At 44.6% G+C, this 24,920-nt stretch carries 15 protein-coding genes; 2 read left to right on the top strand and 13 right to left on the bottom strand.

Translation table 11 applies throughout. The features are described from left to right. Window positions 1–4: 4 nt before the first annotated feature. The 4 genes from KOE27_RS17180 to KOE27_RS17165 all read right to left on the bottom strand — a co-directional run bounded on the left by KOE27_RS17180 (window position 5) and on the right by KOE27_RS17165 (window position 10,033). Window positions 5–2,377, bottom strand: coding sequence for an ABC transporter permease (locus KOE27_RS17180; protein ID WP_215240069.1), 2,373 nt, complete (start codon window positions 2,375–2,377; stop codon window positions 5–7). A 255-nt stretch (window positions 2,378–2,632) separates the two neighbouring features. Beyond that, complete coding sequence (locus tag KOE27_RS17175; RefSeq protein WP_215240068.1) at window positions 2,633–5,014, bottom strand: ABC transporter permease; 2,382 nt, start codon at window positions 5,012–5,014, stop codon at window positions 2,633–2,635. A 75-nt stretch (window positions 5,015–5,089) separates the two neighbouring features. After that, window positions 5,090–7,507: an ABC transporter permease gene (locus KOE27_RS17170; protein WP_215240067.1), complete on the bottom strand. Its 2,418-nt coding sequence runs from the start codon at window positions 7,505–7,507 to the stop codon at window positions 5,090–5,092. 96 nt (window positions 7,508–7,603) lie between these two features. Next, entirely contained in the window at window positions 7,604–10,033 is a 2,430-nt protein-coding gene (locus tag KOE27_RS17165; RefSeq protein ID WP_215240066.1) for an ABC transporter permease, read from the bottom strand. 388 nt (window positions 10,034–10,421) lie between these two features. On the opposite strand from KOE27_RS17165, the gene KOE27_RS17160 reads away from it, so the two are divergent. Continuing rightward, a complete protein-coding gene (locus KOE27_RS17160; protein ID WP_215240065.1) occupies window positions 10,422–12,332 on the top strand; it encodes a S9 family peptidase in 1,911 nt (636 codons plus the stop codon). 87 nt (window positions 12,333–12,419) lie between these two features. Here the strand turns inward: KOE27_RS17160 and KOE27_RS17155 are convergent, their stop codons facing one another. Continuing rightward, window positions 12,420–13,292: an alpha/beta hydrolase gene (locus KOE27_RS17155; RefSeq protein WP_215240064.1), complete on the bottom strand. Its 873-nt coding sequence runs from the start codon at window positions 13,290–13,292 to the stop codon at window positions 12,420–12,422. A gap of 73 nt (window positions 13,293–13,365) precedes the next feature. Between KOE27_RS17155 and KOE27_RS17150 the strand changes: the two genes are divergently transcribed. After that, entirely contained in the window at window positions 13,366–14,382 is a 1,017-nt protein-coding gene (locus tag KOE27_RS17150) for a threonine aldolase family protein (RefSeq protein WP_215240063.1), read from the top strand. A 10-nt stretch (window positions 14,383–14,392) separates the two neighbouring features. Here the strand turns inward: KOE27_RS17150 and KOE27_RS17145 are convergent, their stop codons facing one another. The 8 genes from KOE27_RS17145 to KOE27_RS17110 form a co-directional block, all read right to left on the bottom strand. After that, window positions 14,393–14,794: a DUF1398 domain-containing protein gene (locus KOE27_RS17145; protein ID WP_215240062.1), complete on the bottom strand. Its 402-nt coding sequence runs from the start codon at window positions 14,792–14,794 to the stop codon at window positions 14,393–14,395. A 203-nt stretch (window positions 14,795–14,997) separates the two neighbouring features. Then, window positions 14,998–15,429 (bottom strand): hypothetical protein, encoded by a 432-nt coding sequence (locus KOE27_RS17140; RefSeq protein ID WP_229252808.1) that lies wholly within the window; start codon window positions 15,427–15,429, stop codon window positions 14,998–15,000. Window positions 15,430–15,750: 321 nt separating this feature from the next. Beyond that, entirely contained in the window at window positions 15,751–16,695 is a 945-nt protein-coding gene (locus KOE27_RS17135; RefSeq protein ID WP_215240061.1) for a DUF4249 domain-containing protein, read from the bottom strand. Between the two features lie 10 nt (window positions 16,696–16,705). Then, the gene (locus KOE27_RS17130) at window positions 16,706–19,099 is read right to left on the bottom strand and encodes a TonB-dependent receptor (protein WP_215240060.1); all 2,394 of its coding nucleotides are present in this window, start codon (window positions 19,097–19,099) and stop codon (window positions 16,706–16,708) included. Between the two features lie 174 nt (window positions 19,100–19,273). Then, window positions 19,274–21,034, bottom strand: coding sequence for a hypothetical protein (locus KOE27_RS17125; protein ID WP_215240059.1), 1,761 nt, complete (start codon window positions 21,032–21,034; stop codon window positions 19,274–19,276). A 480-nt stretch (window positions 21,035–21,514) separates the two neighbouring features. Beyond that, window positions 21,515–22,408, bottom strand: a complete 894-nt coding sequence (locus KOE27_RS17120; RefSeq protein ID WP_229252807.1) for an SMP-30/gluconolactonase/LRE family protein — start codon at window positions 22,406–22,408, stop codon at window positions 21,515–21,517. A gap of 218 nt (window positions 22,409–22,626) precedes the next feature. Next, complete coding sequence (locus KOE27_RS17115) at window positions 22,627–23,604, bottom strand: glycosyl hydrolase family 18 protein (protein ID WP_215240057.1); 978 nt, start codon at window positions 23,602–23,604, stop codon at window positions 22,627–22,629. Between the two features lie 92 nt (window positions 23,605–23,696). Further along, window positions 23,697–24,806, bottom strand: a complete 1,110-nt coding sequence (locus tag KOE27_RS17110) for a Gfo/Idh/MocA family protein (protein ID WP_215240056.1) — start codon at window positions 24,804–24,806, stop codon at window positions 23,697–23,699. Window positions 24,807–24,920 lie beyond the last annotated feature (114 nt).

Genomic DNA, 24,920 nt, shown 5'->3' with positions numbered 1-24,920 from the left:
CCCTTTATTCCATTTTTAAACTTTTGACAGGGTCAAGCAGGGCAGCGCGTATAGCCTGGTAACTTACCGTAAGCAGGGTGATGATCAAAGCCCCGGCGCCGACAACCGCAAAAATCCACCAGGACATATCAACACGGTACTGATAGTCTTTTAACCACTCGCTCATAACATACCAGGCGATGGGAATTGATATAACAAATGAAACGACCACCAGTAACACAAAATCTGTAGATAACATCTGCCATAAATGGGCAACAGAAGCTCCGAGTACCTTCCGGATACCGATTTCTTTGGTCCGCTGTTCTGACACAAACGAGGCCAGGCCGAACAGGCCTAGACAGGAAATGAAAATGGCCAGGATGGAAAAAAAAGTCGAAAGCTTACCGATACGCTCTTCCGCTCCGAACTTCTTGGAATATTCGTCGTTCACAAAACTGTAGGTAAACGGGCTGCCGGGATTGCATTTTGTAAATACAGTCCCAACCTTGCCGAGGGCCTCACCCACGGTGAGATTTGGGGCAAGCCTGATGTTGATCATACTTACATTTCTATAGCTAAGTATAAAAAACGAAGGGCTAACCGGAGAAAAAGGATTTTCTTTTATTATGTCCTTTATCACTCCTACCACCCGGTATGGCTTGCCACTGGCTCTGACAATCGATTCGAGCGGTTTTTTGAGACCCATCAGTTTAACGGCTGACTCATTCAGGATCATAGAGGAATAATCAGTAGAAAAGTTTCTTGAAAAATCACGGCCTTGCACAATTTCCCAGCCGATTGTATGGCCGTAATCGTGTGTTACGCTGTTAGACATCACCAGCGGCTGTGTGTTGGGACTTTTTCCCTGCCAGGAGATATCAGTGGTACCACCATCCTGAGTGGTAATTGCACCGGACGATTCCGACATATCTTCCACCGCTCCTGTATTGATGAGGTCGTTACGTAAGGCTTCATAATGTCCGTAGAGTTCGGGGGTATTCATCCGTATCTCAATTAAACCATTTCGGGTATATCCGATTGGCCTGTTTTTCGCATGCTGGATCTGACGAAATACCATGATGGTTCCTATCATTAGTGTTACAGAAACGGTGAATTGGATCACCACCAGAACTTTGCGCGGAATGGCAGCAAAGCGACCAGCCGAGAAGGTTCCTTTTAACACTTTTAAGGGTTGAAAGGATGAAAGATAAAGTGATGGATAACTCCCGGCAATTAATCCGGTGATGAGGCTGAACGAGATGCCGGCGAGCCAGAACCAGGGATTGGACCACAGAATGTTCATTTTCTTTTCAGCAACTTCATTAAAAAGTGGCATGCAAAGCGCGGCCAGCAGTAGGGCTATAATGAATGCGATTATCACAACCAGCAGAGACTCGCCGAAAAACTGAGCGATCAGCTGCGTCCTCATGGAACCGATTGCTTTCCTGATACCTACTTCTTTGGCACGTTTTTCTGACCTGGCAGTACTCAGATTCATAAAATTGATACATGCCAAAAGCAGTACAAAAGTACCGATGATCCCAAAAAGCCATACAAACTGGATATATCCGCCCGTATTCACACCATTTTTGAAATCGGAGTACAGGTGCCATTTATCCATAGGATGCAGGAAAAACTCCGGCTTGTAACCCGGAGGATTATCTCTTTTCACCCTGATATCTTTGATTTTTGCCGAAACCTGGTCAAAATCTGCTCCGTCTTTCAACTGTGCGTAAATCTGAAAGGAGTTGTTATCCCATTCCTGAAGGGCGTTCCTTATCCAGTCTTCTTTGGCGACGGCAAAATTCCAGGGTGTGAGGAATTGTACTTCTTTAAAAGAACTGTTATGAGGAAAATCCTCATAAACACCTGTTACCTTAACCATGAATTTGTTGTCGACTTTGATAACCTGATTTAAAGGATTATCTGCACCGAAAAATGCTTTGGCCAGGGATTTGGAAAGCAGAATGGAATGGACATCTTTCAGGCCGTCCCGGTTGCCTGAAAGCATTTTTAAGGTCATCATTTCTATAAAATCCGGCTCTACAGAATTACCCGTTTTTGCGAATTTTTTATCACCCGAAGCCAGTATGAATGATTCGCTTTTGGACAAGCTTACGGCCTTAAAATCCGGGTACTTGGTCCGAAGCTCCTCTGCGAGCGGTATAGGTGTCACCGCGTAGGTCGCTTTTTCGACATCAAATGTAACAAACTGCCAAACCTGAGCGATTCGGCTATGATTTTTATGATATCTGTCAAAAGACAATTCGTCATAAATCCACAGGCCGATGAGCATGGCTACCGCTATACCGACGGACAAACCGCCAATATTAATGGCTGAATAACCTTTATTTCTTAAAAGGTTTCTGAAAGCGATTTTGAAGTAGTTACGAATCATACGAGCGCGAAAGTGTTGAGAGGTTAAGGGAAGCTCTTTGCATCTTTCAAATAGCTTGCCACATCACTTGACTGGATTAAATTACTGATAATGAAATGTTTATTGTAGAATTGAAGAGGTGGTATGTTCAGAAATGGACAGTAATTGTCCGATTTGATACACTTTGTATGGAGGGAGGAAATGGAGGAGGGAAGAAAGGGAGGGGGGAAAAGGCATTGTCCCTTTTCTCCTTCCTCCTTCCTCCTTCTTTTTCCTTTATTCCATTTTTAAACTTTTAACCGGATTCATCAATGCGGCTTTGATGCTATGAAAACTAACGGTTACTGCAGCGATGGCTACGGATATAAAACCAGCGAGTCCAAATATCCACCAATGTATATGGATACGGTATGCAAAATCTGCCAGCCACCGGTTCATGAAATAGTAGGCTACCGGGCTGGCGAGGATGATGGCTATCAGGACCAGCACCAGAAAATCCCGGGATAACAAGGTAGTAATACCAAGCACAGATGCTCCCAGGACTTTGCGTATACCGATTTCCCTGGTCCGCTGTTCAATGGAGAAAACGGCAAGGCCAAACAAGCCCAGGCAGGACAGGAATACCGATAAAAATGCAAACAGGGAAGTTAAGCTTGATGCCAGTTCCTCCCGTTTATAAAACCGGGCTATTTCTTCATCATAAAAACCATATTCAAATACATGATCGGGAAATTGTTTCTGCCAGATGGTATTTATGTTTTGTATGGTGGACCGATCCAAATACTGCAGCTTGATTCCTGCCGTGCGGTAGTGTTTTTGAAATGAATACACCACCGTAGGTTCAATGTCTGAGTAAAGATCAGTATTGTTAAAATCAGACAAAACACCCGAAATGATCCCGGTTTTGCCAATATCGCCTATAAGCAGCCTCCTGTTGAGGGCGTCCTGCGGGGATTTCAGACCGAGGTCCTTAACAAGTTTCCGGTTCACTAGTACCTCACGCACCGTATCCGACGCTACGGGATTCCTGCCTGCAATGAGTTTTAGTCCATATGTTTTAACATAATTATGATCGGCAATCCGGGATCTGGTGGGGAATTTTTCCCATTCCCTGTTTTCAAATTTAATGCTGCCACCGTAGCCGCTTTGCGAGGAAGGAGGAGTCCTGAAAAACGATACATTTTCTACCTCTTTCAGTCTCGATATTTCATTCTTTAAGGTAGTCATTCTGCTTTGTTCATTTACTGGAAGGTTAACATGCAGCACCAGTTCCTTGTCAATACCCAGGTCCTTGTTTTTAAGATATCCGGATTGCAGAATGATTACCACAGACAGGGCGATCAGCACAAAGGAAATGCAGAACTGAACCACCACAAGGCTTTTCCGTATTGTGAAAAAGCTTCTGTTCCTTTGCTGTCCCAGGCCTTTAATGGCACGAAGCGGACTGAAACCGGAAACAAAAAGAGCAGGATAAACACCGGCCAGGGCGATCACGAAAGCCAGCAGAACAGCCATAAAAACCGGGGATTTGTAATCCGAAGGTATGTTCACGGGGATAGCTGTTCCCAGCCACTCGTTCATGAGCGGGATGGCAATCCATGAAAGTATCAGTGATATCAGGAATGAGAGGATGGTCATAACGGCGGTTTCCTGAATGAAAAGCCAGAATACCTGCATTTTGGAGATTCCGAGTACTTTGCGTATGCCTACTTCCTTACTTCTTTTAAAACCTTGAGCGGTGGAAAGATTGATGAAATTAAAGCAGGCAATCAGGATCAGCAGCAAACCCACCGACGCCAGCATTGCGATGGTGGAGTATTTGATTTTTCCGCCGTAATTGACATTAAAGTGGACATCGGAAAGCTCCTGCAGGTGGTAATGGAAAACAGCTCCATTTTCACCATAATATTTTTTGGCAAAAGCCGGCATCTGTTTTTCAAAAGCCGATCTGTCGCTTGCTGAACGAAGGGTGACATAAGTTTCCCGGTTACTGTCGATCCAGCCCCAGTCGTCATAGCCATACTCGGGAATTACTGTTTTAAGAGTGGGAATTGAAATGAAGATATCTTTTTTGAAATCCGTCTGTTCGGGATAGTCTTTGAGGATCCCGGCCACCATTAAATTTGCCTGATTGTTGACCTTGACGTATTTGCCAATGGGGTTACTGTTTCCAAAATATTTCCGAACGTACCTTTCCGTTAGTACGACCTGGTTCGGAGCATTTAAGACAGAGGGATTTCCTGTAACCCATTTGAAGTCGAATATTTTGAAAAAGTCGGAATTTGTGAAGGCAGCGTTTTCCTTTTCCAGAAACTTCTTTGCTTCTCCGTTTTGGCCGAGGCTGAAGGTTAATTCTTTATGGGCCAGATAGGCTGAATTTTCTACATAGCTAAACTCTTTTTTTAGGGTTTCATGTAAGACATAAGCCGATCCCTTTTCTTTTTCTACTGACCCATCTTCCAGGTGCAGATCAACCACTACACGGTAAGTCCTGTCAGCATTTTTGTGGTACCGGTCGGTACCCAGGTGATACCTTACCAACTGGAAAATAATGATCGCACCAGCCATGCCAATCGCCAAACCGGCCATGTTAATACCAGCATATAACCTATGCTTTACAAGATTACGAACAGTGATTTTGAAATAGTTTTTTAACATAGCCTGTTGGTTTGATGGAGGAAAGGGAGGAGGGGAGAAGGTATTGTCCCTTTTGTCCTTCCTCCTCTTTTCCCTTTATTCCATTTTCAAAGTTTTGACGGGGTCCAGTGATGCCGCCCGGATAGCCTGGTAACTTACTGTCATTAAGGTGATACACAATGTTCCTATTGACGTTACGGCAAAAATCCACCAGGAAATTTCTGTGCGGTAATTATATTTCGATAACCACAAGTTCATGGCATACCAGGCTATAGGAGCAGATATTAAACAGGATATAATAACCAGAAGAATGAAATCTCTGGATAACATTTGCCACAGACTGGCAACAGATGCGCCCAGCACTTTACGGATACCTATTTCCTTGGTACGCTGTTGAGCAACGAAAGATGCTAAACCAAAAAGGCCCAGACAGGAAATGAATATAGCAAGAATGGAAAAAAAGCTGACCAGCTTTCCTGTCCTTTCTTCTGCACGGAACTTGGCATCGTATTCCTGATCAGCGAATTTGTATTCAAAGGGTACTGTTGGTGTTAAGGTCCGGAAAACCGCTTCTATTTTCGGAAGGGCCGCATTGCTACTTACGGCCGGATTGATTTTGATATTAATCCAGTTGGCACCGCCGGACAAAAAGAAAACCGTGGGAGCAATTGGTTCGAAAGGTGACTCCATGACCATATCTTTTACAACACCCAAAATGGTAAATTGTTTTTGAATATTGTTGGTCATCCATTGACTTTTCCAGGATACCTGCTCTCCGACAGCTTGTTTGAATCCAAACAACTTTGCTGCGGTTTCATTGATCACAAAACCTGAAGAATCGGAAGCGAGCTCTTTTGAAAAATTTCGCCCGGCAACGAACTGCCAGCCTACTGTTTTAGCATATTCAGTCGAGACCGTCAAAGTACTGAAATTAGGAGAATTTGCGTTTGTCATTCCTTTCCAGGTAAAACCGTCATTAGAAGACCAAACATCCGTTACTGGACTTTGAGATAATGCTACTTCCTCGACTACACCAGTGTTTTTCAGCTCATTTGTTATTAAATCAGACTTTTTGTAAAAATCATCCGATTTCATCGTGATCATCATCAAACCATTCCGGGAATAGCCAATCGGCCGGTTTTTGGCGAACTGTACCTGGCTGTAAATGATAATTGTGCAAATCACAAGGGTAATCGAAACCGTAAACTGAATGGCAACCAGCACCTGTCTTGGTAAAGATGCATAACGGCCCAATTGTACCGCAGTGCCTTTCAGTATTTTAACCGGTTTAAAGGAAGTTAAATAAAGAGCTGGATAACTGCCAGCCAGTAATCCGGTGATTAGTATAAAACTCAGGTTAAAAAGCCAAAAGTATGTATTGTTCCAGGGCACGGTCATTTGTTTGGCCGACAACTCATTAAACCATGTTAGAGATACCTGAACCAGCCCCAGTGCGATGCCGAAGGATATAAAAACAACCAGGTACGATTCCGTAAAAAACTGTCCTATCAATTGTACGCGAAAGGAACCAATGGCTTTACGAATACCCACTTCTTTGGCTCGTTTTTCGGATCGGGCCGTACTCAGATTCATGAAATTGATACAGGCGAGGAGCAGCACGAAAAAGCCAATCAGGCTAACCAGCCATACGTATTGAACTGGCCCGCTTGCAGCAATCCCGTTCTTGAATTCTGAATATAAATGCCAGTTTTTCATAGGATGAAGCCACATCTGCGGCTTGGTTGCAGCTTCATGCTTCATATTATCCATGTTTCTGATCACTTTAATTTCCGAATCCCTGATCGCAGCAGAAACTTTGGCAAAGCTGGTTTCAGGTTTTATTTCAACATACATCAGCAGGGTATGGTTATCCCATTGCTTTTTGGACATATATGGATTCTTAGCTACAAAGTAGTCCCAGGAAGCAAGGAAATGAAGATCCTGAAGTTGTGAATTTTGCGGAATATCTTCATAAATACCGGCAACTTTCAAGTCATTGTCGGTGTCCAGCTTGATCAGCTTATCCATGGGATCTGTTTTTCCAAACAAAGCCCTGGCAGCAGATTCCGACAGTAAAATCGACTGCTGATCCTGTAATGCATCCCGCGAGCCTTTTACCATGTTCAGTGAAAACATTTCAGGAGCTTCCGCCCCCACAAACAGACCATTCTTCGCTAACATAATGTCTCCGGCTCTCAGGATCGCCTCTGTTCTGAATGTAGACGGAACAATATGTTTGAAATACTCAGCGTAATTGGTTTTGAGTTCGTGAACATATGGAAAAGGAACTGAGGCAGTACTGTGGATTTCATTTTCCAAAACCTGGTTCTGATTTACCAAAGCAATGCGATCATAGTTTTTGTGGTATTTATTAAATGATAATTCATCATATACCCACAGCCCAACCAACATGGCAACCGCCATTCCCACAGCAAGGCCACCAATGTTAATGGCAGAATAACCTTTGTTTTTCAGGAGGTTACGAAACGCAATTTTGAAATAGTTTTTTAACATAGCCTGTTGGTTTGATGGAGGATGGAGGAAAGGGGGGAGGGAATAAAGGGAAAGTGGAGAAGGTTTTGTCCCTTTCTTCCTTCCTCCTCTTTCCCTTTATTCCATTTTTAAACTTTTTACAGGGTTCATCAGCGCGGCTTTAATGCTTTGGAAACTGATCGTCAGCAATCCGATACCGACAGCCAGCATACCCACCGTTACAAACATCCACCATTCGATACCGATTTTGTAAGCAAAGCCTTCCAGCCACCGGTTCATGGTATACCAACCAACGGGTGCGGCAATCCCCATCGCTATGAATATCAGTACAATGAAATCTTTGGATAACAAGCCCACCACATTCAAAACAGAAGCACCCAGTACTTTGCGCACACCAATTTCCTTGGTACGTTGTTCAGCCGAAAATGTGGCCAGTCCGAATAATCCCAGACAGGCAATGACGATGGCGATCAGCGTAAAATAAATGACGATACGCCCCGTCCTATGTTCTTTTTCGTAGTTATTACCAAAATCCTGATCAAGAAATGAGTAGGTAAATGGCGTGTCAGGATTGAGTTTTTTCCATATCTGTTCAAAATCTGTAATTAACTTGCTGTATTCCTGGGTCTTGACGCGAGTGATGAAATACTGGTGTTTATCTCCGATGGTAGTGGTCAGACCGAAGGGTTTGATTTCCTTATGCAAACTCTCATAATTATAGTTTTGCACAACGCCAACGATCTGCATCCCTAAACGTTTGTTCATTAACTCGCAATAGATTGTTTTTCCAACTGCCGTTTTTACATTAAACCCCAGCTCCTTCGCGGCTGTTTCATTGAGGATGATACTGTTGGAATCGGCAGTAAATTGTTTGGAAAAACCTCGCCCTGAAATAATTTTCAGACCTAGTGTCTCGATATAGTCATTCTCAACAGCTGCAAAATGAATATCGGTTGCTTGGTGAATACTTTTATGTTCGGGATAAAAAAGCAAATCTTCAACAGTTTCAATACCCGGATAAATGGAGCCACTCGAGGCGGAAACGACGTCTGGCAAGCTGGAAATTTCGTCTTTGAGTACCCCGAAATTATGGGCAGACTGGGCGCTTTTAAGCGGAATAATAATCTGCTGATCTTTGTCAAATCCCAGGTTCTGATGCTGGATGAACGACAGTTGCCGTCCTATGACCATTGCACCCAAAATGAGTATGATGGAGATGGTAAACTGAAAAACGACCAGCCCCTTGCGTAACATGACGGCAGAAAAGCTGTTCCTTAATTTTCCTTTGAGTACACTTGCCGGTTTGAAGGAGGATAAGTAAAATGCCGGGTACAGCCCGGCCAATAAGCCCGTCAGTAATGTTACTGCGGCTATCCAGCCAATAAAACCAGTGTTTTGAGAGAGGGATAAACTCTTATTGGTAAGATTATTGAAGACAGGGAGAAACAACCGGATGAAAACTACAGCAAGTACCAGGGCGAAAAGGGCCATCGCAAGCGACTCTCCCAAAAACTGATAAATCAGCGATGTCTTAACTGCTCCCATTACTTTGCGGATGCCGACTTCTCTGGCACGTTTTTCGGATTGGGCAGTGCTGAGGTTCATGAAATTAATGCAGGCGATCAGCAGCAGAAATGCGGCTATTGAACCAAATATGTAGAGATATGTCATGCTTCCGTTGGGGGAAAGCTCGTTGTCAAAATTGGATCTGAGATAAATATCCCGAAGGGGCTGGAGAAAGAAACTTTTTGAAATACCCAGCGCTTTCAGGTCGGCTGCCGCATGACGGGCCATAAAGGCGGGGAGTTTTGCCTCAAAGGCGTGAGCATCCGAACCTGCCCGAAGCTTTATGTAGGTATGAAACAGGTTATTGGTGGCCCAATTCCCTTGGCTGTCTACCCAGCCACCTAAATCTCCGTTGCGCATGGAAAGAAAAAAATGGGCATTGATGTGAGACTTCTGATTGTCCCGGAAAACGCCGGAAACTGTGTAGTTAAAGTTACCGAAAGGAAGCCCGATACTGATGACTTTGCCAAGCGGATTCTGTTTGCCAAACAACTTGGCAGACAACGTTTCGGAAAGTACCAGGGTGTTGGGCTCATGCAGAGATTTCAGAGGATCACCATATTTGAAGTCGTAAGTTAAAACCTGGAAAATGGACGAGTCGGCATAATAGCCATTGGTTTCATAAAACTGTTTTTCCCCCGGTTCGTATTTCAGAAGCATCCTGTCGAAACCTGGAAATCTCATTATTCGGGTGATTTGTTCAATTTCAGGAAAATCACTGATCAGTCCGCCGGCTACAGGGCCTGCAACGGCTACCCATTTTTCCGATTCGACCGAAGTATTTGTTTTTGCCAATGTCGCAATTCTGAAAATTCTGTCGGCGTCTTTATGATGTTTGTCAAAACTGAGCTCCTCGGAAATATAGAGGATGATAAGCAGGCACGCCGTTAGCCCCAATGCCAGGCCGAAGATGTTGATGCCCGTATATACCTTGTTTTTTAAAAGATTTCTGAGTGCAATTTTGATATAGTTTCGTATCATGGTGTGGCGGCTTCCGGGAAATAAGGAGTGGTGATGATGACTGACTACGCCTCATAGTTCAAATAGCTTGCCAGAAAAGTAATAGCTTGTAAGTTGCTGGTAGTTAATGTATTGTATTGATAATTCATTGCGAAGTTGTCCGATATTGGACACCTTTCGTTCAGTAAGGGACAAAAGATCTGCTATTTGTCAATATATTCATTTTACAAAATAGAAAAAAGGAATACCCTTGGCAAAAAGCTCCAGAATGGGTGCAAGTATTATAAAAGCAGGTGCCGGAGAGGGAAGGATGGAGGAATGGAATAAATTTTCAATAATTATCCAGAGTCCTGAAAAACTCCGAAATTGAGACTTATTTATAAATCCATATCAACAATTCTACATCAGCATGAAAAAATATATAGCCGCTATTGGATTTTTAATACTTTCCAACGGAAGTTTTGCCCAAAATCTGCTGACACCGGAAGCCCTCTGGAAATTGGGGCGTGTATCGGGACTGGGCATATCAAAGGACAAAAAATTTGTCTTATACGCAGTGAGTACTCCGGACATTGACGAAAATAAAAGCAACCGCAAAACCTATCGCATTCCGATTGGTGGTGGCGATGCGGTAGAAATGAAGGATACCGAAGATCTGCTGATGAACGACAGGATATCGGCCGACGGCAAATATATAATCAGTAGCAAGCAAGTTAAAGAGCTGGATATCACAGGGGCCGACAAGTACAAGGATCTTCCGAAATCAAATGCTTATGTATTTACTTCCTTAAACTACCGCCACTGGGATACCTGGGAAGACGGCAAATTTGACCATATTTTTGTAGCCCCCTATGCAAAAGGAAAAGCGGGAGAAGGCAGGGATATCATGGCCGGTGAAAAGTATGATTGTCCGCAAAAACCTTTCGGAGGTGACGAGGATTTTATCTGGAGCCCCGATTCCAAAAAGGTGATTTACGTAACCAAGAAAAAATTTGGCACGGATTATACCGTCAGTACCAATACCGATCTGTATGAATATGACATAGAAAAAGGTACTACGCGGAATCTTACCGAAGCCAATAAGGGATATGATGTATCTCCAGCATTTAGCACTCAGGGCACGTTGGCGTGGCTGCGCATGAAACAGGACGGGTACGAGTCGGACAAGCAAGATATTATTGTCAGTAACGGTGCTGCGGAAATCAATCTGACTGGCCAGCGGGATGATATCCATGTGGAAAGTTTTAAGTGGAGTGAGGACGGGCGGGAGATTTTCTTTACCGCACCTATTAACGGAACCATCCAGCTTTTTAAGGTTAACTATCCGGGCTCCACCACGGCAGCGGTTAGCATCACTCAACTCACGAAGGGAGATTTTGATATAAACGGTATCTTAGGGCAGGCTGGCGGAAAGCTTGTAGTTGCCAGAAGTGATATGAACCATGCCATAGAATTGTATACCATTGACATAGCGTTCGGGGATATAAAACAGCTGACGCACGTGAATGATCAGTTTTACAGCGGGCTTGCCATGTGCAGGACTGAACGCAGGTGGGTCCCGACTACTGACGGGAAAAAAATGCTTGTGTGGGTGATCTTCCCACCGGGCTTCGATCCTTCTAAAAAGTATCCCACCTTGCTTTACTGCCAGGGTGGTCCACAGGCTCCGCTCACCCAGTTTTATTCGTTTCGGTGGAATTTTCAGTTAATGGCTTCACAGGGTTACATCATTGTAGCGCCTAACCGCCGTGGTATGCCGGGACACGGTACCAAGTGGAATGAGCAGGTAAGCAAAGACTGGGGCGGGCAGGTGATCAGGGATTATCTGAGTGCGATAGATGCCGAAGCAAAGCAGCCCTATGTTGATAAGAGCAGGCTCGGATGCGTTGGAGCAAGTTTTGGAGGATATTCGGTTTTTGCCCTGGAGGGCGTTCACAACGGCCGTTTCAAAACGTTTATTTCTCATGATGGTGTTTTTGATTTCAGAAGTATGTATGGCACCACCGACGAAATGTTTTTTGAGAACTGGGAAAAAGGAGGAAGCTATTGGGAAAAGGGTAATGCAGTTGCGCAGCGTTCATTCAGCCAGTCGCCCAGTAATTTTGTAGACAAATGGAAAACTCCTATTTTCATCATTCAGGGAGGAAAAGACTACCGCGTCCCCATTGAGCAGGGCCTGCAGGCGTTCCAGGCAGTACAGTTAAAAGGGATTAAGAGCAAATTGTTATATCTGCCGGAAGAAAACCACTGGGTTTTGAGTGCGCAAAATGCGATGGTTTGGCAGAGAGAGTTTTTTGGATGGCTCAAAGAAACACTTTAGTAAAACAGGTTCCCGGCTTCGGGAAATGGTGGAGGCCACGGATGTACGTAATGTAGGTACATCCGTGGCCTCGGTAATTTATTCGGTTTATCTGTGAAAGCTTTGGCCCACAAACTTTAAAACCTCGGGCAGGGAGGTACGCCAGTATTGCCAGGTATGGGCTCCGTCGCGTATCCTGAACTCATGGGGAACCGCTTTATCCAGAAGAGCCGAATGGAGCGCCATATTTCCTTTCACCAGAAAATCATCGTCACCGCAGTCAATGTAATATTTTACGGATTTCAGTTTGTCTAGCGGAGCAGTTTCTATGATTTTGAAGATGGAATTGGCATACCAATGCGGCGAAAGTCTGGATTTGCCTTGCGCAAGCGGACCAAACAGTGGTAAAAAGACGCTGCTCCAGCGTTCTGCAGGCATATTAGCAATTTCATCATCTGTCCAGAAAGCGCCGCTCAAAGGTGCAGCAGCGGCAAACAGATCGGTATGTTTGGTGGCAAGAAGCATGGTTCCGAATCCGCCCATAGACAAGCCTGCTACGGCCCTGAATTCTTTTTTCTGCCTGATTCGGTACGTGCTTTCAATATGCGGCATAAATTCCTGGATGAAATAATCTTCAAATTTAGCTTTGCCATCGTAGCTGTTCATGTAAAAAGTGACACCGGCATCGGGCATCACAATGATCATCGGCGGAGCATCTCCGCCGGCAATGGCTTTGTCGGCAATATGTTCTACGGCTCCAAACTGTGTCCAGCCCGTTTCGTCATCGGAATATCCATGCAGGAGATATAAAACTGGATAACTCCGGTTGGTTTTCTCATAATCAGCGGGGAGGTATATGTTATATTTCATTTCCTTACCCAGTATTTCACTTTTGATCTTAACGCTTTCCTTTACCACCCCGTTTTGTGCAAGAACAGGAAGGGATATAAGGGTTAGCAGCAGCAGAGAGATTTTTTTCATACGCTTGAAATAGATTATATTCAAAAGTTAAAAATAGCAGGATGCGATATGTCATCCTATACCTTTAAGTAAAATGATCATAGACTTACGCAGCGACACGGTCACAAAACCCACCCTTGAAATGAAACAGGCTATGTGGGAGGCAGAGGTAGGGGATGATGTATTCGGCGATGACCCCACTGTAAAAGCTCTGCAGGAAAAGGCAGCGGCAATGTTTGGTATGGAAGAGGCTCTTTTTTGTTCGTCGGGAACCATGACCAACCAATTGGCGATCAGGGTGCATACGCAGCCGGGAAGTGATGTGATCTGTGACCAAAATTCACATATCTACCTCTATGAAGGTGGAGGGATTATGCTGAACGCTTTTTCATCTGTCAAACTTCTGAGCGGAGATAAGGGCAGGATCAGCGCAGCTCAGGTGAAAGAGGCGATCAGCCCCGCAGATGATATCCACGCGACGGTTACCCGGTTGGTATCTCTGGAGAATACCATGAACAAGGGGGGTGGTTGTTATTATGACTTTCAGGAAGTGAAAGAGATCCGTAAAGTTTGTTTAGATCATGGAATACCTTTACACTTAGACGGCGCCCGCCTTTTTAATGCGCTTGTGGAAACCGGAGAAACACCGCAGCAGTACGGTGCAGTATTTGAGAGTATCAGTATCTGTCTGTCAAAGGGATTGGGATGTCCGGTAGGATCTTTGCTTTTAGGTACCCGTCAGATGATTGCAAAAGCCAGGCGTTTCAGGAAAGTAATGGGCGGCGGCTGGCGGCAGGCTGGTTTTCTGGCTGCCGCCGGTATATACGCCCTGGATCATCACGTAGACAGATTAAAGGAAGATCACATCAGAGCCAGGGAAATCGGGAATATTTTAAAGTCTAAACCCGAAGTGCAGGAGATTTTCCCTATAGATACTAATATCGTCATTGTGCGGCTTGTTCCTGAAATGCCAGCAGTGGATTTCATCAATCAGCTTGCGGCAAAAGGGATCCTGGCTGTCACTTTTGGGAAAGGCCTGATCCGTTTTGTGAGCCATCTTGATTTTACGGACAATCACCTCCAGGAAATGCGAAAAAGGCTCCTTTTCTGAGAAGCCTTTTTTATACTTCGGGAATAACCTCCTCATATTCGTACTCCGAATTAGGGCCCTGGTAGATTACTTTCATCCCCGACAGGTCTGCCACATAGCTATGTATACCCGCTGCTCCCAGTTCCCTCAGAAAGGTAACGTAGTCGGTAATACCATCCTGTGTGCGCTTAACGGCTGCTTTTACATTCTCAAGTTCAAATGTTTCGGCACATTCGATTTCCGGAATATCTCCCGGAATAATAAGTTTCTCACTATTTATGGATGTATAAGTGGTTTTGTGGTTGCCAACTTTCACTACATAATTGTCAACACCTGCCTCTTTTAGGTTTTTGACCAGATAAGGATAGGGTTGACCAGCAGATTTCTGTTCCACAGATTTGATCAGGTCTTCCGTTAATTCGATAAATTCCATAAGTGTAATTTTGGCCTAAAGTTAGCTAATAGATAACATCAGCAGTAATTCTGTTTCGTATCCGTAAGATATGGTTTATGGGCATACCAGTCAATGGCGGCAATTTATATTCTTGCAAAATTTGCGTATACCAGTAAATCCTGGCGCCAGTACGGGCCACGAAAGACGAATAGCGCCAGGATACCCTGTGTTTCAGAATCGGGCTAAGGGGTATCGGACGTCTGCGAATTACCCGTACTTTCATCGTCGTGGTGAATGATAAGCGTGCTTCTGGTATCCAGTTTCCGGATCATTTCGTTGGACATGGCATCAGCATAAACGCCATAACTGCTCACCAGTGTACCTTTCAACCCGTCGCAGGACTCAATGGCATAAAGGATTGAAGTATCTGAGGGGTTACTCATGCCTTCGAAACGATAAACTTCAACGATGTTGAAATCATCAGGCGACAAGGTAAGGCTGATGCCGTCGCCTTTGTGTACTTCGAGGGCGTGCGCGGTCAGATTAAAGTCGTAGGTGAAACCTCTTTCTTTGAGCTCTTCCAGTCTTTCAATCAGCGTATCCGGTTCGTTGATATTCTGATGTTCGGGATTCATATTTGGCTCTTGTTCCGTTCTATTTTCAGATAAATTCATGACGATATCAGTTTAAGCGTTTTAACATGGCTTTTCCTGTATTTCAGTGAGAGAAGCCTTTTTGAATGTGATATACTCAAAAATTATGCCCTGCCCGCGGATGATGCAGCTGTATAAAATAAGAATTTGCCGTGAAGCGGGCGACAGGTAGGGTATACCCATACAGTACAAATAGAAAGTATTTATTTTGCTGAAAATCAGTGGTTTGTAAATGAAAATGAAGGGAATTGCGGACTGTAGTTATCCTTAGGAATACGGTTCTATCTGACCATATTTTAACTCAGAATCACTCAGATTGTGGAATTAAGGAATCGGAAATGGTCAGGGTTGATATACCAGTACCGAGCTATTGTAAGCGGCAAAACATCCCAGTCCGCCGGCAATGTTGTTATAGATGATGGTTGGTTCGGCAAAAGGATTTTCACCATTTCCCCTGAGTTCGAGCGAACGATGATATTTGTAATAGGCTTCGTCAGTATTGAGCACGAAAAAGCTGATCGAGAGTATTTTCCAATTGGGCCTCACTACAAACTTGTTCCCGTTTCCGAAATCGTAAACAGCGGTAGTTGGCATGGAAACATAGCCCGATGGCGAATCAAAAGTCTCTCCGTCCAGGTTGACGTCACTCTGGAAATTGTTTCGGCCAATGGTATCATCCCAGTCAAAGGAAAACCGGTTTCTCACTCTTTGTCTTGTTAAATTTTCGAGGGTGGTACCTCTGGCAATGGTATATTCCACATACATGGATGCCCTTACTCTGTAGTAATTGGCCTGTCCGGGGATATCTCCCCAGGTCATTTTTACTTTAACCGCAGTATCGCCCGGATAGTCGTGATTGTATACAGTATCTATTTCATAACTTTTAATAAGCGCCTGATTCTGAGGCACCGTACAAGTGCCTGTTGCGGTGCGTTTACCGTCCGTTACCGTCAGTGTATAGCGCCCGTTAGGCACGATCTGAAACGGTGGTTTGTCAATGGTATAAAGCAGGCTTGCCGGATCGTACGGAATGATGATTTCCCTGGTGCCGTCCGAAATTTTAACCGTGGCATTGTCAATTACGTTTCCCTGCGCATCCGATTCCCCAAACAGTGGGACCGATTCGCTGACGGTAACATTGATCCTGGTGGTCTGTGGGGAAATAAAACATTGAACAACCAGCTTGGATTCGGTACTGGGCAGTTCAGCATTGGGTACCTCGGTAACCAGTGATTCGCAACCGGAAAGTATCACCAGAAATAACAGCAGGTAGGGAGCCAGTTTCATGATAACAGATCTAAAATTTAAAGTTATAACTGAAAGAGGGCAGTACCGGGAAAAGGGAGTATCTCTTTAAAACGTTTTGGGACGCACCATTCTCCTTTTTTTTCTCTTCAATATCATAGAAAAAAGGATTGCGCCGGTTATATGCGTTATAGAGACCAAACTCCCAGGTTCTTTCGTGTCGCTTTTTTTTCTTATGAAACTGGATGGCAACGTCCATCCGGTGATACGGTTCGGCACGGTAACTGTTCTTTTCTCCATATTCGGTCACTTTGGGGCCGTTCCAGTTTATGACCGTTTTGCCTTCGGCATTGGTAATGGTTGTAAAGCTGTCACTTATACCCGAGTATCGGGATACCGGCAGTGTAAGTGCGTTGCCCGTTCCGTAAACCCAGGTTGCAGAAAGCGTAATTCTTTTGTTGATCTCATATATCCCCACAATGGACAAATCGTGTCGCCGGTCGTAACGGGGGTAGAAGGTTTTGCCGAAATTAAGTTCGGGGAATTTCCATAATGTCCAGGACAAGGTATAACCGATCCAGCCAGACAAGCGGCCTGCCTTTTTCTGGATAAGAAACTCTGTGCCGTAGGACCAGCCTCGCCCGGCGGTTACATTGTTCTCCCAGCTTAATTCGTTTGCATTTTCCCCGCTGACACTCAGAAAGGACGAGCCTTCCTTGTAATTGAGGATATGGGTCATATCCTTGTAATATCCTTCCAGCGTGAGTGTGAGCGCGGGGCGGTCCAAGTCTTTCGCAAAACCAACCGCTACCTGCTGGGATTGCTGGGGTTTTACTTTGTCCGTGGTAGGTACCCACAAATCGGTCGGCAGGCCCAGCCCTGTATTGGATAAGAGGTGGACGTATTGGTTCATCTGAGCATAGGAGGCCTTGAAGGAAAAATCTCGGGCAAGCCGGAGTGCAGCGGAAAAGCGAGGTTCGGGACGGACATAAGTTTTGGTTTCGGTTTCAAACGAACTTACCCTGAAACCTGCGTTGATTTTCAGAATGTCCAGTGGCTGCCAGGTATCTTCAATATACAAGCCTGTTTCGACCGTACTGACAGGTTTAACGGATCGTTTGATCGGATCATCAATAAAGGATCCCGAAATGGCCAGAGCTGAGGGAACAAAGCGATGAAAAGTAGCCTGTCCTCCAAATTTGACTGCATGTTTGGTGGAAGGGTAGAAGTCAAAATCTGCTTTTACCCCCAGGTCACGGATACGGCTGTCGTACCGGAGGCTGAACTCGTCGGTGGAGGAGGCGTCGGAATCATTGGAGTAACTATCCACCCCAAACCTGAAATTGCTAAAGATAAAGGAGGTATTGACAAAGAGTTTTTGGTTCAAAAGATGGTTCCAGCGTAGCGTAGCTGTTGCATTTCCCCAGTCAAGCCCGGCACGGTTGGTGGAGGTTGAGCTTTTTTCGTTGGCATAAAAATTATCCCTACCGAAATATCCGCTCAGATAAAGTTTGTCCTTGGTACCCAAATCATAATTGAGCTTGGCATTGAGATCATAAAAATAATAGCCCGGTTTCACCTGGCTGTCATCACCCCGCTGCTGGCTGGCGATAAGAGGTTTTGCCAGGAAATCAATATACGTTCTTCTTCCGGATATCAGAAAAGAGGCTTTTTTATGAGCGAGCGGTCCTTCCAATGTCAGGCGGGAGGAAATCAGGCCGATCCCCCCTTCGGCGTGTAATTTTTCTTTACTTCCTTCCTTCAGGTTCATTTCGAGTACCGAAGAAAGTCTGCCTCCGTAACGGGCCGGAAAACCACCTTTGGTGAGTTCCACACTCTTAAGTGCGTCACTGTTAAAAATGGAAAAAAAACCGAATAAATGGCTGGCGTTGTAGACTACGGCGTCATCCAGTATGATCAGGTTCTGGTCGGGGCCGCCGCCGCGTACATACAGACCGGTTTGCCCTTCAGTACCTTTTTGCACTCCCGGCATCAGCTGTAATACCTTCAGCACATCTTTTTCTCCCAGGAAGGCAGGTATTTTTTTGATCTGCTGAATGGGGATTTCCACCTGGCTCATCTGCGCTGAGCGACTGACATAATCTTCCTGCCGTCTGGCTGAAACAACCACTTCTTCCAGCTGGTTAATCGTTGTTAAAAAAACATCGATCTGAGTATCCCTGTTCAGCAGGATCCTGTAATCCTTACGTTCATAACCTACAAAAGAAAAGGAAATGGTGGCAGAATCGGCGGCAGGTACTGTGAGTGAATAAAAACCATAGGTATTGGTGACGGTGCCATGTGGTGTATTCTGTATAAAAACATTTACACCAGGCAATAACTCACGGCTGCCTTGTTCTTTTACAAACCCGCTGAGTGTAATGCGATCCTGAGCAAAAGCCGATAACGAAACCAGAAAAATGATCAGTGTAGAGAATAGACGCATGTACCGATAGATGCTGAACCATTTTAACGATCTGAAGACTTAAATAGTATAACGGGCAGAGATGGGTTCATAAAGGCTTATTGCATGCTGTGTCAGGACAGCGGGCAGCAAGCCAGAAGGGAATTTTCGTTCGGATGTAAGCATCAGACCACAAAATCCAATGATCGGCAGGATCTATTCAAAGGAAACATCTTCCAGGGAAATGTTAATATCTTGAGCGAAGTCGAGGGTGGAACCCGTAAAACGAAGCTTGGTAATGGATGGGGCATCGCCGCGGGTTTTTACAAAATGTGCTCCCTGCGCCTCGGTATGTACATCTTTTAAAAACACCCCTGCTTTAAGTTCCGACACAATTCCTTTGATGATCTCCTTATGTCCATCTTCATAAGTGGCTTCTACCAACAGAATGGGAGGTTGAGCCAGTATCCTTCTGAGTTTACCCCAAACAGAATAGTTGACTTCTGCTTTCATCCAGGTAAGTTTGCCTTTATCAGATACCTGGATTTCCTTCCCGAGTGAAGCCGTAATATTTCGGCGATCTGATATTTTCAGCGGTTTGATCAATTCCCGTTTTTTTAATATCTGAAGCGTGTCGTTGGATATTGTTGTAGTGTCATAATCGTAATTCCTAAGAATGGCCATTGTACTTTTGGCATCAGACCAGAAGGCATACCTGAACCGATCCGTAGAAGGCCCCACTTCATAAATGATATAATCCGGGGCCGAAGCAGAGATATACTTGTTGTAGTTAAGCGTGGTCAGGTAATCATTGTAGGCCTGGTACGACTGTATCGCCGGTCTGGGATTATAGTCCAGTCCGTTGTAAAGTACATAGGCAATTTCAAAAGGGAATGCATCCACCGTTTTGCCCTTCATTCTGTTTGTTATAGCAGGATCGATTTGGTATTGGGCCTTTATTTTTATTTCAGAAGTAATGCGTTGAGAAGGATTCTGAAAAATGAGATTCTGGTAAGGAAATGTAATTTTATTAAACGACAGTCCCAGTCCGGTACTCACAAAAGGAGAGATGAAAATGAAAACGCCGAACAAGGTCCCAAAGCGGTTTTTTAATTGTTGGTGGCCGATGAAGAGATAGGCAATACCAACGAAAAAAGCGCCGTAAAAAAAGAAGTAAGGCATCCCTGAGGAGGAGTAACGTGTAAAACCCTGTTTGAAGCCAAGGTACAGAGCCAGCATTGTAACAAGAATAATGAATCGGTCGAAACGTGTTTTCCATAGCAGCGGAAGGCTTCCGATAACCGTCACCGCCGTTGCCAAGATAATCACGATGGCAAGCCCCGCATTGAAATAAAAATACCGTCGGAAATCGTAGGGAGAGGTAAACATGGCATCATTGTAGTTGTTGATGACATGAAGGCCGCCCTTGATATAGCCGATTAAATCAACATGCAAAAACCGGCAAAGTATGGCTATAAGTACGACGTGTACCGTAAAGAAGAGCAGGTTTTTTTTAGCTTTGCCCCGGTCCAAAACCGTCTCGTATAACATATAGCCATACAAAACAATACTGGAAATCAGTCCCAGATTGAACTTGACAAAAAAGGATAAAACTGACATGAAAGTGGCAAGTAGCAGAGATACGTTGCTTTTTTCGGTATGGGAATGGAATATGAGGAAAATCAGAAGCGTGAATAAAGAAAAGTTGATTTCGGAATTATGGGCAGTCATAACCAGCAGATAGGGTATGACCAGGCACTTGACGGGATCTTTGATTTTCTTTAAAGCATAACTCAGTACATAGATCAGGATACAGACACAGAAGATATCGAATATCAGGAAGGGTAACCGGCCAACATACAGGTCCTGTCGGGTACTCAGAAAACCCAATGGCCCAAAAGTGAAAACCCACTCCCGCCCAAAAGTAAGGCCTTTATGCAGCGCCATATTGATGCTCATGGTCCAGGAACCATCCATTCCCGCTCCTGTAGGTTCACTAAAAATTTTGGGTAAAAACAGAAGTACGCATCCTATCAGAACTAATCGATCAAAGGTAAGCCGCTGCTTGAGAAATAGGTAAAACGAAGTTGAGCGGATTTTACTGATTAGGCTGACAGATTTCATGAAAGGCTTAAAATATGGTAACGAGGGTCAAATATTCCAAAGAAAACCTGAAACGGCGTTTCCCGGAAACGGTTATAATAGTATGATGGTAAACATACATACAGCAGCAATAGTAAACAAGGCCGGTAAATAATTTATGAAGTCATAAAAAGCCTTATCCTGCTTCATAAACAGGATAAGACCGGGAATTCGTCCAATCTGCCTTAAGCGGTATGATAAGATTATAAAGCAGCTATCTCCATCCTATTCGTTTGAGGAACAGAACGGAACCAGAAGGTGTATTGTCTGATATGGTTAAGGACAGATCGTTTTGTTAAATCCATCTGCACCGGATTATTTTAAACCCTTTACTTTCATTTTGAGACCATATACCGCTTTTTCGGCAGTGATGAAAAGTATATCCCGGTTTTTACCTGCAAAACAGAGATTGGCTGTCCAGCCCTTGTGTACAGGAAAATGAGCGATTTTTTCACCAGTTTTGTCAAAAACCGTAACGCCGTCTCCGGTGATGTAGAGGTTCCCCTGCGCGTCTAGCGTCATTCCGTCTGAGCCTTTTTCAACAAAGAGTTTTTTATTGGCCAGCGTGCCGTCTTTGTTAATATCGTAAACATAGGTTTTGCCAGCGCCAATGTCTGCTACGAACAACTTTTTGCCGTCAGCAGTACCAATAATGCCATTGGGTTTTTTCAGCTGGTCATCCACCCGGGTAAGTTTTTGATGGTCGGGGCTCAGGTAATAAACATGTTCACCATCCTGTTGCATAGCCGGATCTCGCTTCCAGTAATCTCTTTTGTAGAGTGGGTCGGTCAGGTACATGCCACCATTGGGTGCAATCCAGAGGTCGTTAGGACCGTTGAGAAGTTTCCCGTCATAATCTTTCACAAGTACCGTCGCTTTTCCGTTTTTATCAAAGGACCATATCTGGTTATTTTCGTCAGCACAGGTTATCAGGTTCCCTTTTTTGTCAAAATACATGCCGTTAGACCGTCCGGCGGCATCAGAGAAAACAGAGAATTTCCCCGTAACGGCATCCCATCGAATGATTTTGTTATTGGGTTGATCTGTAAAAAATACATTGCCTGTCTGATCAGCGACGGGGCCTTCGGTAAAGCTAAAACCATCCCCAAGTTTTTCAACCTGGGCACCTGGGGCAACAATTGATCGGGTATCCATTATCTGAGATAAAGCTAAGGTGGGCAGAAGAGACAGCGCCGGTAGCGCAATCATTTTCATAATCCGGGTTTTGAAATGCATGAATGTCATTGATAAGCAGGGCGGATAGTTATTCCGGTTTTCAGTACAAAGTGGCGATTGTGAAAAACATACTTAAAAATTAAAAACGGCAACCGGATTGATCTCTCCGGTTGCCATGTTGCATAATGAGGGATTCCCCAGTTAAATTTCGGGATTATCAGAAGCGAATTCAGGTGTAACTACAGCTTATTTCACTGCGCTTTGATCTCAGCATCAATGGTATTCAAAAGAGAATAGGGTACAGGGGCATCCTGAAGGATCTGCCAGATCATAATCCCGCCCGCTTTCTCCACTGCCAATGCCGTTTTCTTTTTAATGGTTGGGATACCGTTGTAATAAAAGCTTCCGCCAGCAATATTGACCATATCTATATTGGCCGCTCCTGGGTAAAACGCAACAAGATCCTTAAAACTCATACTTTCAGGTGCGCCTGCTCCAAAGCCGTATCCATAAAATGGTACACCCAGGGTAATTTTTTCCTTTGCCAGGCCGCGTGTACCGGTCCAGTATTCCAGATCTGTTTGTGCCATTTCAAATGGCGCATGCTGTCCTGGCTCAGAGGGTTTCCAGGGGCCGGTTTTGTCGTAGGACATTAAATTTACAAAGTCAAACTGGGAAAGTGCTTTATCCGTCAGGTTTTGCGCATAAACCGTAGCAATGGCGGCTGTAACAAGTTTGTTTTGTGCTCTGAGTGCAGTTGCCAGAGCGGTAACAAAGCTTTCGTAGTTGGCATCGATAAGATTTCCCTCCAGGTCAACATCAATACCATCCAGGTTATTGTCTACGGCCAGCTTGACCAGTTCATCAATGAATTTTTGTTGTTTTTCCCCCGTCAGAAAGGAGGAATAGTAAGAAGGAGCGTTTCCTCCGCCTATGGATGCCATTACCTTTATGCCCTTGCTGTGCAGCAGGTCAGCAGCTGCTTTCAGATTTGCCGTCCCCGTGAGGGTACCCTGTGCGTCGGGGTTAATGAAGGCAATGTTAATGTGGGTAAGTTTGGAGAGATCAATAGCATTCAGGGCGGTTGCAACATTGTCGGTGGTGTGAATATAGCCGATTACACGGAAGGTATTATCCACCGGCGATGTTTTTTCGGGTTCTGTTTCTTTTTGAGTACACCCGGTACCAAAAATAAGTACTACTATGATAGCGGATAAAAGCTTTTTCATGTCCTGTTTGAAGTTTGATGAAAAGTAGCTGTTAAGTTCGGATAAAAAAAATAAATATCAAAGAAGTACTACAATGGCGTCAAAAACATTAGTTATTTATTGATAAATATTTTTGCTCCTCCCTTCCTGATCGACTCATAAATCGCATCAATTACAATCATATCCTTTAATCCTTCTTCGCCTGTGACGTGTGGATCGGGCTTGTTGTTGAGGATAATATCAGCAATGCCGTCCATCTGAAGTGTCTGATGCATAACAACAGGCTGGTTCAGCGGTCCAAGATGTGTGCGCCCTTTAATGGGGCCATAACCAAACGCAGGGCTCAGCTCGGCAAAACCCTTGTCGCCATTGATATAAAGGCGCTCCGTATTGTTGAAATTATAGGTACATCCGCAGTTGGCAATGGCGCCGCTTGGAAAGCCAAGCTGAAAAAGAATGGTTTCGTCTACTTCAGCAAATTTCACAGGATCTGTTTTTGTTTCCTGAGCGGTTACCCAAACAGGCTCTTCGCCGGTAGCGTAGCGCGCACCGTTAAGAGAATAAACGCCAACGTCCATAAGCGCACCACCTCCGGCAAGCGCTTTTTTTAACCGCCATTGTGTAGGGTCGCCAATTTTGAAGCCCATATAATTGTTGACGTGCATAATTTTACCGAATTCCCCGGCCTCCCGCATCCGGATCACTTCTTTGGTATGGGGTTCAAAATGTAAACGGTAGCCAATGTAAAACCTGACATTCGCTTTTTTGCAGGCGGCAATCATTTCTCTTGCCTGTTTGGCGTTGTCGGCCACGGGTTTTTCACATAGCACATTTTTGCCCGCTGCTGCAATCTGTAGCACGTGCTTGTGATGCAACGAATTGGGTGTGGTAATATAAACGAGGTCAATGTCGGGATTGTTCTTGAGTTCACCTACCGTTTCATAATTGTAGATATTCTTATCCGGAATATTATATTTCTGCTTCCAGGTTTCTATTTTCGAGGGCGTTCCCGATACGATGCCGGCAATGGTTGCCATTTTACAATCCTGCATAGCCTTGGCTACAATGTTGGCGTACCCTCCCAGGCCCATCAGGGCGACGCGTAGCTGCTTGTCTGCCGGACGGAAGGCAGGTGGATTGTCCGGGCGGAACGTCAGATCAGAAATTGCTGTCAGTCCAAAACCAAATGATAATTTTTGAATAAAATCGCGACGGGAGCTCATAGGATACGATTTTGATGTAGTGTACATGATTTGATGGCTAAAGGTACACGGCGGCCAATTCTCCTTATTACCTTGATATTCATTTCCTGTAAGTCGGTTAATTAAACGGGATCG

It is taken from the genome of Dyadobacter sp. CECT 9275 (genome assembly GCF_907164905.1).
Taxonomy (GTDB): Bacteria; Bacteroidota; Bacteroidia; order Cytophagales; family Spirosomataceae; genus Dyadobacter; species Dyadobacter helix.
Note: the sequence above shows the minus strand (reverse complement) of the source record. Positions and strands in the feature narration are given on the sequence as shown.